Here is a 14,765-nt window from a genome sequence, read left to right as displayed (position 1 = left end):
TTCCAAGAGAGAACCGATATGCCCGCAAGCATCGCCACCCCGGTGACCGAACGCGCCAAGATCGCCGTCAAGGACCTGAACTTCTACTACGGCAAGTTCCACGCCCTCAAGGGCATCAACCTGGAGATTCCCGAGAAGAAGGTCACCGCCTTCATCGGCCCCTCCGGCTGCGGCAAGTCCACGCTGCTGCGCACCTTCAACCGCATGTTCGAGCTCTACCCCGAGCAGCGCGCCGAAGGCCAGATCATCCTGGACGGCGAGAACCTGCTGGAAAGCAAGCAGGACGTGGCCCTGGTGCGCGCCAAGGTCGGCATGGTGTTCCAAAAGCCCACGCCGTTCCCGATGTCGATCTTCGACAACATCGCCTTCGGCGTGAAGCTGTTCGAGAACCTCTCGGCTACCGACATGGAAGAGCGCGTGGAATGGGCACTGCGCAAGGCCGCGCTGTGGACCGAGGTCAAGGACAAGCTGAACCAGAGCGGCTCCGGCCTGTCCGGCGGCCAGCAGCAGCGCCTGTGCATCGCCCGCGGCATCGCCATCAAGCCCGAGGTGCTGCTGCTGGACGAGCCGTGCTCGGCGCTGGACCCGATCTCCACCTCCAAGATCGAGGAACTGATCACCGAGCTGAAGACCGAATACACGGTGGTGATCGTGACCCACAACATGCAGCAGGCCGCCCGCTGCAGCGACTACACGGCCTACATGTACCTGGGCGACCTGATGGAGTTCGGCGCCACCGAGCAGCTGTTCTTCAAGCCCAAGCGCAAGGAGACCGAGGACTACATCACCGGCCGCTTCGGCTGATCCGGATCATCGGTCCAAGAGGGAACACAACATGTCGGACAAACATCTTTCGACCCAGTTCGATGCCGAGCTGAACAACGTGTCCAGCCGCGTCATGGAACTCGGCGGGCTCGTGGAATCACAGATCCGCAAGGCGATCTACGCACTGGCCCAGTTCAGCACCGAGGTCGCCGACGAGGTCGAAGCGGCCGAGCAGCAGGTCAACGCCATGGAAGTGGAGATCGACCGCGAGCTGGCCTCCATCATCGGCCGGCGCCAGCCCACGGCGCGCGACCTGCGCCTGCTGCTGGCGATCTCCAAGACCACGGCCAACCTGGAGCGCGTGGGCGACGAATCCGCCAAGATCGCGCGCATGGCCAAGTCCATCGCGCAGAGCGGCTCGGCGCGCCAGCTGCCCACGCTGGACCTGCGCGTTTCGGCCGATCTGGCCTCGGGCCTGCTGCGCAAGGCACTGGACGCGTTCGCGCGGCTGGACACGGCGGCCGCCGTCAGCATCCTCAAGGAAGACGACCTGATCGACCGCGAGTTCGACGGCTTCGTGCGCAAGCTCATCACCTACATGATGGAAGACCCGCGCACCATCTCCGCCAGCCTGGACCTGCTGTTCCTGGCCAAGGCCATCGAGCGCATCGGCGACCACGCCAAGAACATCGCCGAGTTCATCATCTACATCGTCAAGGGAGCCGACGTGCGCCATGCCAGCATGGAACAGGTCGAGTCCGCAGTCCAATGAAGCACATGCCCCGTGTCCTGATCGTCGAGGATGAGCCCGCGATCGCCGAGTTGCTGGCCGTGAACCTGCGCCACAGCGGCTTCCAGCCGACCTGGGCCATGGACAGCGTGACCGCGCAGGTCGAGCTGGACGCGGTGCTGCCCGACGTGATCCTGCTGGACTGGATGCTGCCCGGTGAGAGCGGCCTGTCGCTGGCACGCAAGTGGCGCGCCGACCCGCGCACCAAGGCCGTGCCCATCATCATGCTGACCGCGCGCGGCGACGAGCACGACCGCGTGGCCGGCCTGGACGCCGGCGCCGACGACTACATTGCCAAGCCGTTCTCCACCAAGGAGATGCTGGCGCGCATCCGCGCCGTGCTGCGCCGGCGTGCCCCGGAGCAGGCCGGTGGTTCGGTGCAGATCGGCGCGCTGCTGCTGGACAGCTCCACGCACCGCGTGAGCTTCGAGGGGCAGCCGCTCAAGATGGGCCCGACCGAGTTCAAGCTGCTGCACTACCTCATGCAGCATGCCGAGCGGGTGCACAGCCGTTCGCAGCTGCTGGACCGCGTCTGGGGCGATCACGTGTTCATCGAGGAACGCACGGTGGACGTGCACGTCAAGCGCCTGCGCGAGGCACTGGGCGCGGCCGGCCCCATGGTCGAGACGGTGCGCGGCGCGGGCTACCGCATCACGGCCCAGCCGGTGGCACCCGTGGCCACCACGCGCGCCGCGCGTGTTGCGCCGGCGCCTTCCACGTCGGCGTCCGCCTCCTGAACCTCAGCCCGCGCGGGCAGCCGCGACAATCGCCTGCATGTGGTTGCGTTTCACGAGTTTCGTCGTCCTCCTGGTGGCCGGTGCCGCCATTGGCTGGTGGTTGCGGGGCTGGCCTGCCGCCTGTGCCGGCATGCTGCTGGCGGGCCTGGCCTGGTGGACGGTCGACCTGGTGCGCGCGCTGCGCGTGCTGCGCGGCCTGCGTGACGGCGACCCCCAGAACCTGCCGCGCATGGGCGGCCTGTGGGGCGAGTTCGCGGACCGGCTGCGCCGCCTGCAACGCATCGGCGAACGCCGCCAGCAGGACAGCGAGCGCCGGCTGCAGGAGTTCCTCGAAGCGATCCAGGCCTCGTCCAACGGCGTGATCCTGCTGGACGCGGAGGGGCGTATCAACTGGTGCAATCCGACGGCAGCCGCGCACTTCGGCATCGACACCGAGCGCGACCACGAGCAACTGATCGGCAACCTGGTGCGCGACCCGGCCTTCACGGCCTACTACGCCAACCCCGACCCCACACGCAACGCCATCGTCACCGGCCGTGGCGACAGCGCCGGCCGCCCGGTGCGGCTGGCCGTGCGCCTGCATTTCTACGGCGAAGGCCGGCGGCTCATGCTGTCCAACGACGTCACGGCACTCGAGCAGGCCGAGGCGATGCGGCGCGATTTCGTGGCCAACGTCTCGCACGAGATCCGCACGCCGCTCACGGTGCTGACCGGCTTCGTGGAGACGCTGCAGTCGCTGCCGCTGGACGAGACCGAGCGGGCGCGCTACCTGGAACTCATGGCGCAGCAGGCCTCACGCATGCAGACCCTGGTCAGCGACCTGCTGACGCTGTCGCGCATCGAAGGCAGCCCGCCGCCGGGCCGCGGCGAATGGACGGCGCTGGACCAGCTCAGCGCGGAATGCGAGGACGAAGTCCAGGCCCTGTCGGCACTGCTGACGGCAGGCCAGAGCGCGCCCCATGCGCTGGAGTTCGCGCCGCCGCCGGCGCTGGCGCTGGCGGGCTCGCGCACCGAGCTCATGAGCGCGCTGTCCAACCTCGTGAGCAATGCGGTGCGCTACACGCCGGGCGGCGGCAGCGTGAAGGTGGCCTGGCAGACGCTGCCGGCCGGCCAGCTGGAGTTCTCCGTCGAGGACACCGGTCCCGGCGTGGCCCCCGAGCACCTGCCGCGCCTGACCGAGCGCTTCTACCGCGTGGACCGCAGTCGCTCGCGCGAGACCGGTGGCACGGGCCTCGGCTTGGCCATTGTCAAGCACGTGGTGCAGCGCCATGGTGCCGAGCTGCGCATCCAGTCGGTGCTGGGCAAGGGCTCGCGCTTTGCCATCGTGTTCCCGGCCAGCCGCGTGCGCGCCAGCACGCCGCTCAGCGCGCCCGTGTGAGGCGCCAGAGCAGCAGCAGGAAGACGGCGGCGGTGGTGCCCAGTGCAGCGGCACCCGCCATCCAGAATGCCGCCGGCGATTGCAGCGCCGGCCAGGGGCCCAGGCCGCGGTAGGCCAGCAACTGCCCGCCGTACAGGCCGACGCCCCACAGCAGCAGGCCGTAGACCAGCAGCGGCACCAGCGTCACGCGGTAGCTGCGCAGTATGAACACGCACACCGCCTGCACCGCATCCGCCAGGTGGTACAGCGCGACCCAGCCTAGGAGGCTTGCCGCCACCGCGGCGACGGCCGGGCTGCCCGCGTACAGCGCAGCGATGGGCCCGCGCAGCAGCGCCACCGTGCCGGCCAGCAGCAGCGCCATGCCGGCGGCCAGGGCCAGGCCGGTGCGCAGGCTCGCGCGTGCGCGGCCCGCGTCGTCCTGGCCACGCCACCAGCTCACCCGCGCGCTGGTCGCCAGGCCCAGCGACAGCGGCACCATGTAGAGCACGGCCGTCATGCTGGCGGCAATCTGGTGGCCGGCCGATGCCACCGTGCCCAGCCGCGCGATCATGAGCGCCATCAGCGTGAACGAGCTCACCTCGACAAGCACCGCGAGGCCGGCCGGCACGCCGAGCCGCAGGAACTCGGCCAGCCGGCGCCAGTCCGGCGCTTCGATGCGGGCGCGGATGGCCAGTTCGGCGTAGAGCGGCTGGCTGTGCAGCATCCACCAGGCCACGGCCAGCATGGCGTAGTTCACGACCAGCGTGGCCCAGGCGCAGCCGACCGCGCCGCTCGCGGGCAGCCCCGCGCCGCCGAAGGTGAACCAGATGGACAGCGGCACCTTGAGCACCAGGCCGATGACCTGCAGCCAGGTCACGAACAGTGGCCGGGCCAACGCCTGGTTCAAGGTGCTGTAGAGACGGAACAGCAGCGCGGGCGGCAAGGCCATGGCCAGCACGGCCAGGTAGTCCTGCACCTCGGCGCGCATGGCCGGTGGCACATCGGCCCAGCGCAGCAGCGGCGCGGGTGCCAGCAGCGCGCCGCAGCCGAGCAGGGCGCAGGCGGCGGCCAGGTAGAGCGACTGGCGCACCGAGCGGCCGATCTCGTGGCCGCGGCCGCCGCCGCGCAGTTCGGCCCAGACCGGCAGCAGGGCCTGCAGCACACCCATGAGGCCGACATAGACACTGATGTACAGGGCAGAGCCGACCGACAACGCGGCCAGTGCCGCATCGGAATGGCGGCCGGCCACCAGCGTGTCGGTCACGCCGAAGGCCATCACGGCCAGTTGGCCGACCAGGATGGTGCCGGCGTGCCGGGCGATGCGCGAGAGTTCCGCCGACGCCATCAGCGCCGGAACAGCAGCATGTCCTCGTCCTTGTCGGCCGGGCGACGGACGGAGCCCACCAGGGTCCAGGGCTGGGCGCCAACGGTGGCGCGCAGCGTGGAGGTGGCGTCCGAATGCACCAGGAGCCAGGGGCAGGCGGAAGGCTGGTCCGTGGCCGGCCGCAGGTCCATGCCACCGTGGAAGCGGAAGGCCGCGATCTGCGCGCGCGTGAAGCCGTGGATCTCCACGCAGCCTTGCGGGCCCTGCATCTGCGCCTGTACCAGGCGCACCAGCGGCGCGTAACTGCGCGCGTAGTTGAGCGTGGGCAGGCCCAGCGTCATGAGCAGGAACCAGCACAGCGCCGTGCCCCCGGCCGGCAGCACCAGGCTTTTCCAGATCGCAGCTGGGTGGCGGCCGACACGCCAGCGCACCAGCCAGATCCAGACCCCCGTGGCGATCAGGGCCAGCACGAAGGCGGTCGGCGAGAAGACGGGCTCAAAGCCCGGTGCGAGCTTGAACACGTTGGCGGCCGGCTTGGCCGGTACGCCGGTCTGCAGCGAGATCCAGATGACCCAGATCGTGATGGCGCAGCTGGAGAAGAACAGCAGCGTGAACCAGTCGATCAGCGCGCCCATGCTGCGCCCAAAGGTCGGCAGGGCGAAGGCGGCCAGCGCGGCCATGGCCGGCAGGCCCAGCAACAGGGCGCGGTCGGAGGGCGGGGCCACCAGTGTGCCGGCCAGCAGCACGAGCAGGAACCACAGCGGGATGGCGAAATGCCGCTGCGGCCGTCCGCCCAGCAACTGGCCGCGCCAGCGCCACAGCGTCCACAGCGCCAGTGGCCAGACCGGCCAGGTGAACCACAGCAGCAGGCGCCCCAGGCTGCGCCAGGTGCTCCATTGGGCCGCGGGCAGGGCAATGCGCCAGCGCCACAGGTCGAGCGCGAACGCCAGGGTCGCCGTGGCCAGCGCCAGCAGCAGCACCCACAGGGCGGCGCGGCGCCGCTCGGCCGGGGAATCGTCTTCGCCGCGCTCGATCAGGCAGGTGGCGGCGCCGCCCAGCCCCAGCAGCACCGCCACGCTGGGCGCGCCGGACAGGGCCAGACCGAACAGGCCGGCAGCCAGTGCCGCCAGCGACTGGCCCGCGCGGTAGGGCAGGGCGGCCAGGCCGAAGAAGGCCAGCGCCGCGCAGCCGAGCTGCACCAGTGCCGGCGAAGTCTCGTGCGAGAGCTGGGCCAGGCCCAGGCAGGCCAGCAAGGCCAGCAAGCCGCCATCGGCCAGCGCACGCGCGTAGTCCGCCGGGCGGGCCTCGCCACCGAAAGCGAAGGCCACGGGCTGGGCGCGCGGTGCGCGGGCCAGGTAGTACACGCCGTACCAGGTGCAGGCCAGGGCCGCGGCCAGCAGCAGCATGAAAGGAATGCGCGCGGCGAAGGCCGGATCGACCCAGGACGGGGCCAGTGCCAGCGCGCCGGCACCCAGCCAGAACGGCAGCAGCACGCCGGGCTCGGGCTGGCCCATCAGCGTGGGGTTCCACCATGACGTGGTGCCCGCCAGCAGCTCCAGCATGGTGCCGAAGGTGGCGACGTCGTTGTTCTTGAGCGGGTCGCGCCCGACGAATCCCGCCAGCACATAGGCCGCACACAACAGCAGCAAGGGCCAGCGCGGGAGGCGGCGGACCGAACTCTGGGCGACGATGGCGGGGCTGGGTTGGTTCACTGGTCGGGGAAGATGGAAGAGGGCAGCAAAAAGGGCAGCGCGGTCGAACCGGGCTGCCCTTGGGCTGCGTGCCTTGTGAACAGCTGCTTACTTGGCAGCGGTCTTGCCGAAGCGGTTGCGGAAGCGCTCGACGCGGCCACCCATGTTGTCCACCGACTTCTGCGTGCCGGTGTAGAAGGGGTGCGATTCGCTCGAGGTGTCCAGCTTGAACAGCGGCAGTTCGCGGCCGTCTTCCAGCTTGATCATTTCCTTGGTGTTCACGCACGAACGCGTGACGAACTGGAAGTTGTTGGACATGTCCTGGAACACCACTTCGCGGTAGTTCGGGTGGATGCCTTCTTTCATGGGAATTCCTTTTGCCAGCCGTTGAAGCTGTGTCAGTTGCGACAGCCGTCCCGTGCCTTGCATGAACCTCTCATGCAATCCAAAGCCAAGATACTTGCCGCGAAAAGCCGACGATTATGGCACAGAGACTGTGCTGCCTTGCCAGTGCTCCAGCGAAACCGGCTTTGCCGGGCCGCTGGGAGCGCCCCTTGAGGGGATTCGGCTACACGAAGTGCGCAAGAAACGGGGTGGTCAACCACCTCTGCGCATCATGTCGAAGAACTCGGTGTTGGTCTTCGTCGCGCGCATGTTCTTGAGCATCAGCTCCATGGACTCGATCTCGTCCATGTTGTACATGAACTGGCGCAGGATGCGGCTCTTCTGCAGGATCTCGGGCGCCAGCAGCAGTTCCTCGCGGCGCGTGCCGCTGCGGTTGAGCTGGATCGAGGGGAACACGCGCTTCTCGTAGAGGCGGCGGTCCAGGTGGATTTCGCAGTTGCCCGTGCCCTTGAACTCTTCGAAGATCACTTCGTCCATGCGGCTGCCGGTATCCACCAGCGCGGTGCCGATGATGGTCAGCGAGCCGCCTTCTTCCACGTTGCGGGCCGCGCCCAGGAAGCGCTTGGGGCGCTGCAGCGCGTTGGAGTCCACACCGCCGGTCAACACCTTGCCCGAGGAGGGCACGACGTTGTTGTAGGCGCGGGCCAGGCGCGTGATGGAGTCCAGCAGGATCACCACGTCCTTCTTGAGTTCGACCAGGCGCTTGGCGCGCTCGATCACCATCTCGGCCACATGCACGTGGCGGGCGGCGGGTTCGTCGAAGGTGGAAGCGATGACCTCGCCCTTGACCGAGCGCTGCATCTCCGTCACTTCTTCGGGGCGTTCGTCGACCAGCAGCACCATCATGTAGCTGTTGGGGTAGTTGGCCGCGATCGCGTGCGCGATGTGCTGCATCATGACCGTCTTGCCGCTCTTGGGCGGGGCCACCAGCAGCGCGCGTTGGCCCTTGCCGATGGGCGCCACGATGTCGATGATGCGGCCCGTGATGTTCTCGTCGCCCTTCAGGTCGCGCTCGAGCTTCATCTGCTCCTTGGGGAACAGCGGGGTCAGGTTCTCGAACATGACCTTGTGCTTGTTCTCTTCGGGACCGCCACCGTTGACCTTGTCCAGCTTGTTCAGCGCGAAGTAGCGCTCGCCGTCCTTCGGCGTGCGCACCTCGCCCTCGATCATGTCGCCGGTGTGCAGGTTGAAGCGCCGCACCTGGCTCGGGCTGATGTAGATGTCGTCGGTGCTGGCGGTGTAGCTCGTGTCCGGGCTGCGCAGGAAGCCGAAGCCATCGGGCAGGATTTCCAGCACGCCGTCGGCGAACACCTGTTCGCCGGCACGCGCGCGCTTCTTGATGATGGCGAACATCAGCTCCTGCTTGCGCATGCGGCCCGTGTTCTCGATCTCCAATTCCTCGGCCTGCCGCAGGACTTCGGACACGTGCAGAGCCTTGAGTTCGTTTAAGTGCATGGGATGACTCCGTCGGGGAGTTCAGTGGTGGCTTACGCGGGGGAGGTGGTGCGGAGGAGGCGGCGAGCGCCTTGCACCTGAATCGAACCGCTGGCCCCTGGTGGGGGTAGCGGTGAACTGCGGGGGATTATGACAGGAAAGAACGCCTGTCCGATGGGCCGGTGCGCGGAAGACCGGTTCGGGCAGGCGGTGGGCCGGAGCTCAGGCGAGCTGCTGGTCGATGAAGGCGGTCAGCTGGGCCTTGCTCATGGCGCCGACCTTGGTGGCGGACAGCTCGCCGCCCTTGAAGAGCATCAGCGTGGGGATGCCGCGGATGCCGAACTTGGCGGGGATGTCGCGGTTCTCGTCCACGTTCATCTTGGCGATCTGCAGCTTGCCGGCATAGCCGGTGGCAACGTCGTCCAGGATCGGGGCGATCATCTTGCACGGGCCGCACCATTCGGCCCAGTAGTCCACCAGCACGGGCGTTGCGGACTTCAGCACATCGGCTTCGAAGCTCGCGTCGGACACATGCTTGATCAATTCGTTGGCCATTGGTCGCTTCCTTTATGGTGATACGGTACGGCTAAAGTCGCGGCATTGTGACAGAAACCAAGTACCCAAGCGGGGGCCGAAAGGCTATAGCCGCCATAGCCAAAGCGGCTATTGAACAGGCGCCGTGCACGGCAGGAAAAACATGAGGCAGACCCCGCAAATCGCCGTGGTCGGCGGTGGTCCCGCCGGCCTCATGGCGGCCGAGCGGCTGGCCCGCGCCGGCCTGTCGGTCGATCTCTACGACGCCATGCCCTCGGTCGGCCGCAAGTTCCTGCTGGCCGGCAAGGGCGGGCTCAACCTCACACATTCCGAGGACGCGGCGCGCTTCGTGGCGCGCTATGGCGCGCAGCAGGGCGTGGTGGCCGGCTGGCTGGCACGGCTGGATGCGCAGGGCGTGCGCGACTGGGCCGAGGGCCTGGGTGTGGCCACCTTCGTCGGCACCTCAGGCCGCGTGTTCCCGGCCGACATGAAGGCCGCGCCGCTGCTGCGCGGCTGGCTGCACCGCTTGCGCGAAGCCGGCGTGCGCCTGCACATGCGGCACCGCTGGACCGGTTGGGCCGGGGACGGCAGCCTGCAATTCGACGCGCCCACCGGCCCGGTGCAGACCCGGCCGGCCGCGACGGTGCTGGCGCTGGGCGGCGCCAGCTGGCCACGCCTGGGCTCGGACGCGGCCTGGCTACCGCTGCTGGCCGCGCGCCAGGTGGCGATCACGCCGCTGGCTGCGGCCAATTGCGGCTTCGACCTGCAGCCCACGCCGCGCGCGCAGGACGGTGCCGGCTGGAGCGCGCATTTCGCCGAGCGCTTCGCGGGCCAGCCCTTCAAGTCGGTCGCGCTGCGCTGCGCCGATGGCCAGGGCGGCTGGTTCGCGCGCAAGGGCGAGTTCGTGGCCACGGCCACGGGCATCGAGGGCAGCCTGGTCTACGCGGCATCGCGCCTGCTGCGCGAGGAGATCGCGCGAACGGGCCAGGCACAGCTGTGGCTGGACCTGCTGCCCGACCGCACGCCCGAGCAGGTGCTGGCCGCCTGCCGCCACCCGCGCGGCGCGCGCTCGCTGTCCAGCCACCTGAAGAGCCGGCTCGCGCTGGACGGCATCAAGCTCGCGCTGCTGCACGAGGTGCTGGCGCCCGAGACCCTGCACGATCCGGCCGCGCTGGCGCAGGCGATCAAGGCCGTGCCGCTGCAACTCGCTGCGCCGCGGCCGGTGGCCGAGGCCATCAGCACCGCAGGCGGCGTGGCCCTGGATGCGCTGGACGCCGGCCTCATGCTCCAGGCCCTGCCTGGCGTGTTCTGCGCCGGCGAGATGCTGGACTGGGAGGCCCCCACCGGCGGCTACCTGCTCACGGCCTGCATGGCCAGCGGCGTGGTGGCGGCCGAGGGCGTGCTCGCGCACCTGCAGCAGGCCTAGCCGGTTCACACAGCTTTACCCGCGGACGGGCAGGGGCGTCATGGCCCTGGCCGAGAATGCCGCCCGCCTATGCCGTCTTCTCCTGCACCGCGGCGCCTGCGCCTCGCCCTCACCGCCGTCGTCCTGCTCGCCCTGGCCTATGGCCTGTACCGCTGGGGCTTCGCGGCCACGCCGCCGCCGGCCTATGTCACCGCGCCCGTGACGCGGGCCGACATCGAGAACACGGTGCTGGCCAACGGCACCTTGCAGGCCTTCCGCCAGGTCAGCGTGGGTGCCCAGGTCTCGGGCCAGGTCAAGTCGCTCAAGGTCAAGCTCGGCGACGAGGTGCAGGCCGGCCAGCTGGTGGCCGAGATCGACTCGGTGCCGCAGCAGAACAAGATCCGCACGGCCGAGGCCGCATTGGCCAGCATCCAGGCGCAACTGGCCTCGGCCCGGGCCACGCTGGCGCAGAGCGAGACCACGCTGGGCCGCGAACGCCGCATGCGCGCGCAGGACGCCACCTCGCAGGCCAACCTGGACACTGCCGAGGCGGCCGTCGCCACCGGCCGCGCCAGCGTCAACGCGTTGCAGGCCCAGGTCGCCCAGGCCCGCATCACCGTGGACACGGCGCGCGTGGACCTGGGCTACACGCGCATCGTCGCGCCGATCGCCGGCCAGGTGGTGGCCGTGGTGACCGAGGAGGGCACCACCGTCAACGCCAACCAGACCACGCCGACCATCATCATCGTGGCCCAGGTCGACACCATGACCGTGAAGGCCTCGATCTCCGAGGCCGACGTGACGCGCGTGCAGCCTGGCCAGCGCGTGTACTTCACGATCCTGGGCGAACCCGACAAGCGCTTCGAGGCCAAGCTGCGCACGGTGGAGCCGGCCACCGACGCGATCAAGACCAGTGCCAGCAGCACGCTGTCGTCCTCGCCCACCGGCAACAGCACGGCCAGTGCCACGGCCATCTACTACAACGGGCTGTTCGACGTGGCCAACCCGGACCGCGCGCTGCGCATCTCGATGACGGCCACGGTCTACATCGTGCGCGGCGAGGCCAAGGGCGCGCTGACGATCCCGGTCGGCGCGCTCGGTGTGCGCGCGCCCGATGGCCACCAGCAGGTGCGCGTGATCGACGCGCAGGGCCAGGCCCAGCCGCGCAGCGTGCGCATCGGCATCGACAACAAGGTGCGCGCCGAGGTACTCGAAGGCCTGCAGGAGGGCGAGCGCGTGGTGCTGGGCGACGCCCAGGCCCTGCGCAGCGGTGGCGCAGGCATGGGGCGGCCACGACCATGAACCCGGAGCCGCTGCTCGCGCTGCAGGGCATCTGGCGCGAGTTCCCCGTGGCCGACGGCATGCTGGCCGTGCTGCAGGAGATCGACTTGGCCATCCACGCCGGCGAGATGGTGGCCATCGTCGGCCAGTCGGGCTCGGGCAAGTCCACGCTCATGAACCTCCTGGGCTGCCTGGACCGGCCCACGCGCGGCAGCTACCGCGTGGCCGGCCGCGCCGTCGGCGCGCTGGACGCCGACGCACTGGCCGCGTTGCGGCGCGAGCACTTCGGCTTCGTGTTCCAGCGCTACCAGCTGTTGCCCGACCTCTCGGCCCGGGCCAATGTGGAGGTGCCGGCCGTCTACGCCAACCGGCCGCGCGCCGAGCGGGCCGAACGCGCGCAGGCCTTGCTGGCGCGGCTGGGCCTGGCCGAGCGCGGCGAGCACCCGCCCGGCAAGCTCTCGGGCGGGCAGCAGCAGCGCGTGTCGATCGCGCGCGCGCTCATGAATGGCGGCAGCGTGATCCTGGCCGACGAGCCCACGGGTGCGCTGGACACGCACGCGGGCGCCGAGGTCATGGCCATCCTGGCCGAACTGCATGCCCTGGGCCACACGGTGGTGATCGTCACGCACGACATGGGCGTGGCCGGCCATGCCGAACGCATCGTCGAACTGCGCGATGGCCGCATCGTGGCCGACGGCCCCACGCCGCGCGCGGCGGCCCGGCCCGCTGCCGCGCTGCGCACCGAAACACCGGCGCCCTCGCGCGGCCTGCTGGGCGGCTGGGCCGACCGGCTGCGCGAGGCGCTGCGCATGGCGCTGCTGGCCATGAACGCGCACAAGCTGCGCACGCTGCTGACGATGCTGGGCATCGTCATCGGCATCGCCTCGGTGGTCTCGGTCGTGGCGCTGGGCGAGGGTGCGCGGCGCAAGGTGCTGGCGGACATCAGCGCCATCGGCACCAACACCATCGAGGTGTATTCGGGCACCGGCTTCGGCGACCCGCGCGCCGCGCGCATCCAGACGCTCTTGCCCAGCGATGCCGACGCGCTGATGGGCCAGGGCTATGTGGACAGCGTGACGCCCAACGTGGCGACGGCCGTCACGGCACGCTGGCGCAATGCCGATGCGGCCGTGACCGTCAGCGGCGTGGGTGAGCAGTACTTCCGCGTCAAGGGCATGGCGCTGGCCGAGGGCACGGCGCTGGACGCCGGCACCATGCGCGACCTGGCCCAGGTGGCCGTGATCGACGCCAACACGCGCGAGCGCCTGTTCGCCGGCAGCGATCCGCTGGGCCAGGTGCTGCTGCTGGGCGGCATGCCGGTGACCGTGGTCGGCGTGACACAGAAGACCAGCGGCGGCTTCGGCCCCGGCAGCGACCGGCTCAACGTCTACGTGCCCTACACCACGGCCATGCGCCGGCTCATGGGCCAGCCCTACCTGTCCAGCATCACGGTGCGCGTGGCCGACGGCATGCCCATGGCCGCGGCCGAGCAGGGCATCGGGCAGTTGCTGGAACGCCGCCACGGGCGCGTGGACTTCTACGTGCTCAACACCGACAGCATCCGCCAGACCATCGAGGCCACCACGGCCACGCTGACGCTGCTGATCGCCGCCATCGCGGTGATCTCGCTGGTGGTCGGCGGCATCGGCGTCATGAACATCATGCTGGTCAGCGTGACCGAGCGCACCGGCGAGATCGGCGTGCGCATGGCCGTGGGCGCGCGCCAGGGCGACATCCAGCAGCAGTTCCTGATCGAGGCCGTGCTGGTCTGCCTCAGCGGCGGGCTGCTGGGCATCGCGCTGGCGCTGGGCATCGGCGCGCTGTTCGCGCAGTTCTCCAGCACCTTCACGCTGGCGTTCTCCGGCACGGCCATGGCCGCGGCCTTCCTGTGCTCCACGTTGATCGGCGTGGTGTTCGGCTACCTGCCGGCGCGCAACGCGGCGCGGCTCGATCCGGTCGAGGCGCTGATGCGCAACTGAGGCGAACGGCGGTTTATGGCGGCAGCAGCACCGAGGCGCTGAAGGGCTCGCCCTCGTCGGCCTCGCGCTGGTCCCAGCGCTGCTTGACCTGCAGCACCTGCGGCAGGATGGCGGCGAACACCGGCACCATGTCCGGGTCGAAATGCGATCCCGTGCCCTCGTGCAGCGCCACCATGATGCGGTCCAGCGGCCAGGGTTCCTTGTAGGGCCGCCGCATGCTGAGCGCATCGAACACGTCGGCGATGGCGACGATGCGCGCCGATTCGGGGATGTCCTTGCCGGCCAGGCCCTGGGGGTAGCCCGAGCCGTCCCAGCGCTCGTGGTGGGCCAGCGCCACCTGGGCCGCCAGCTGGAACACCGGCGCGCGGCTCTTGACCAGGATGTCGTGGCCGATGCGCGGATGCGTGCGCATGATCTCCCACTCGGCTGCGTCGAGCTTGCCGGGCTTGCACAGGATGGTGTGGGGAATGCCGATCTTGCCGGTGTCGTGCATGGGAGCAGCCAGCTCCAGCATGGAGGCCTGTTCGGGGTCCCAGCCCCAGGCCGTGGCCAGCAGCCGCGCGTAGGCCGCCATGCGCCAGATGTGCACGCCGGTGTCGTTGTCGTTGTAGTGCCCGGCCTCGCCCAGCATGAAGATGGCCGTGCGGTAGCTGGCCTCCAGCGCCGTGGTGCGCACCAGCGACAGGTGGGTGCGCACGCGGGCGCGCACGATGGGCGGCGACACCGGCTTGACGATGTAGTCCACGCCGCCGGCGGCGAAGCCCGCGGCCTCGTCGCCGACCTCGGACAGTGCGGTCACGAAGATCACGGGCGTGTCGCGCGTGGCCGGGTCGGCCTTCAGGCGGCGGCACAGTGCGTAGCCGTCCATGTCGGGCATGCGGATGTCCAGCAGCACCAGTGCCGGCTGGTGCTTGTGCGCGGCGGCCAGCGCCTCGGCGCCGTCGCGGGCGAACACCAGCGGATGCTCGTCGGCCAGAATCTGGCGCAGTGTGGCGAGGTTGGCCGGTTCGTCGTCGACGATCAGGATGGGCCGGCGGCGCTGCATGGAAGGGGCTCCTTGAGG

The 14,765-nt window shown here is 69.8% G+C and carries 13 protein-coding genes; 7 read left to right on the top strand and 6 right to left on the bottom strand.

Features of this window, described 5'->3' with window-relative positions; all coding sequences use genetic code 11:
* The first annotated feature begins 18 nt into the window (after positions 1 to 18).
* The 4 genes from pstB to phoR are packed head-to-tail and all read left to right on the top strand — an operon-like array spanning position 19 to position 3,670.
* A complete protein-coding gene (pstB, locus tag ASF45_RS32130) occupies positions 19 to 804 on the top strand; it encodes a phosphate ABC transporter ATP-binding protein PstB (RefSeq protein ID WP_056673308.1) in 786 nt (261 codons plus the stop codon).
* A gap of 31 nt (positions 805 to 835) precedes the next feature.
* Positions 836 to 1,537 (top strand): phosphate signaling complex protein PhoU, encoded by a 702-nt coding sequence (gene phoU / locus ASF45_RS32125; RefSeq protein WP_056673305.1) that lies wholly within the window; start codon positions 836 to 838, stop codon positions 1,535 to 1,537.
* On the top strand, positions 1,534 to 2,292 hold the full coding sequence (phoB, locus tag ASF45_RS32120; RefSeq protein WP_056673301.1) for a phosphate regulon transcriptional regulator PhoB: 759 nt from the start codon (positions 1,534 to 1,536) through the stop codon (positions 2,290 to 2,292). The genes phoU and phoB overlap by 4 nt, the downstream gene beginning before the upstream one ends.
* A 37-nt stretch (positions 2,293 to 2,329) precedes the next feature.
* The gene (phoR, locus tag ASF45_RS32115; RefSeq protein WP_056673298.1) at positions 2,330 to 3,670 is read left to right on the top strand and encodes a phosphate regulon sensor histidine kinase PhoR; all 1,341 of its coding nucleotides are present in this window, start codon (positions 2,330 to 2,332) and stop codon (positions 3,668 to 3,670) included.
* Here the strand turns inward: phoR and ASF45_RS32110 are convergent.
* The 5 genes from ASF45_RS32110 to trxA form a co-directional block, all read right to left on the bottom strand.
* Complete coding sequence (locus tag ASF45_RS32110) at positions 3,654 to 4,994, bottom strand: MATE family efflux transporter (protein WP_056673296.1); 1,341 nt, start codon at positions 4,992 to 4,994, stop codon at positions 3,654 to 3,656. The two genes, phoR and ASF45_RS32110, sit on opposite strands and share 17 nt — an antisense overlap.
* Entirely contained in the window at positions 4,994 to 6,685 is a 1,692-nt protein-coding gene (locus ASF45_RS32105) for a hypothetical protein (protein ID WP_056673293.1), read from the bottom strand. The genes ASF45_RS32110 and ASF45_RS32105 overlap by 1 nt, the downstream gene beginning before the upstream one ends.
* 87 nt (positions 6,686 to 6,772) lie before the next feature.
* Positions 6,773 to 7,030 carry a type B 50S ribosomal protein L31 gene (locus tag ASF45_RS32100; protein ID WP_056673290.1) on the bottom strand — a complete coding sequence of 86 codons (258 nt, stop codon included), beginning with the start codon at positions 7,028 to 7,030 and terminating at the stop codon, positions 6,773 to 6,775.
* Positions 7,031 to 7,261: 231 nt separating this feature from the next.
* Positions 7,262 to 8,524 (bottom strand): transcription termination factor Rho, encoded by a 1,263-nt coding sequence (gene rho, locus ASF45_RS32095; RefSeq protein WP_056673287.1) that lies wholly within the window; start codon positions 8,522 to 8,524, stop codon positions 7,262 to 7,264.
* A gap of 201 nt (positions 8,525 to 8,725) precedes the next feature.
* Positions 8,726 to 9,058 (bottom strand): thioredoxin TrxA, encoded by a 333-nt coding sequence (gene trxA / locus ASF45_RS32090; protein WP_056673284.1) that lies wholly within the window; start codon positions 9,056 to 9,058, stop codon positions 8,726 to 8,728.
* Between the two features lie 142 nt (positions 9,059 to 9,200).
* Between trxA and ASF45_RS32085 the strand changes: the two genes are divergently transcribed.
* The 3 genes from ASF45_RS32085 (at position 9,201) to ASF45_RS32075 (ending at position 13,702) form a co-directional block, all read left to right on the top strand.
* Positions 9,201 to 10,463, top strand: coding sequence for a TIGR03862 family flavoprotein (locus tag ASF45_RS32085; protein ID WP_056673281.1), 1,263 nt, complete (start codon positions 9,201 to 9,203; stop codon positions 10,461 to 10,463).
* Between the two features lie 69 nt (positions 10,464 to 10,532).
* Complete coding sequence (locus tag ASF45_RS32080) at positions 10,533 to 11,744, top strand: efflux RND transporter periplasmic adaptor subunit (protein WP_056673278.1); 1,212 nt, start codon at positions 10,533 to 10,535, stop codon at positions 11,742 to 11,744.
* Positions 11,741 to 13,702, top strand: a complete 1,962-nt coding sequence (locus tag ASF45_RS32075; protein ID WP_056673275.1) for a MacB family efflux pump subunit — start codon at positions 11,741 to 11,743, stop codon at positions 13,700 to 13,702. The genes ASF45_RS32080 and ASF45_RS32075 overlap by 4 nt, the downstream gene beginning before the upstream one ends.
* Before the next feature lie 13 nt (positions 13,703 to 13,715).
* Here the strand turns inward: ASF45_RS32075 and ASF45_RS32070 are convergent, their stop codons facing one another.
* Entirely contained in the window at positions 13,716 to 14,747 is a 1,032-nt protein-coding gene (locus ASF45_RS32070) for an HD domain-containing phosphohydrolase (protein ID WP_056673273.1), read from the bottom strand.
* Positions 14,748 to 14,765: the final 18 nt, after the last annotated feature.

It is taken from the genome of Pseudorhodoferax sp. Leaf265 (genome assembly GCF_001422365.1).
Taxonomy (GTDB): Bacteria; Pseudomonadota; Gammaproteobacteria; order Burkholderiales; family Burkholderiaceae_C; genus Pseudorhodoferax.
Note: the sequence above shows the minus strand (reverse complement) of the source record. Positions and strands in the feature narration are given on the sequence as shown.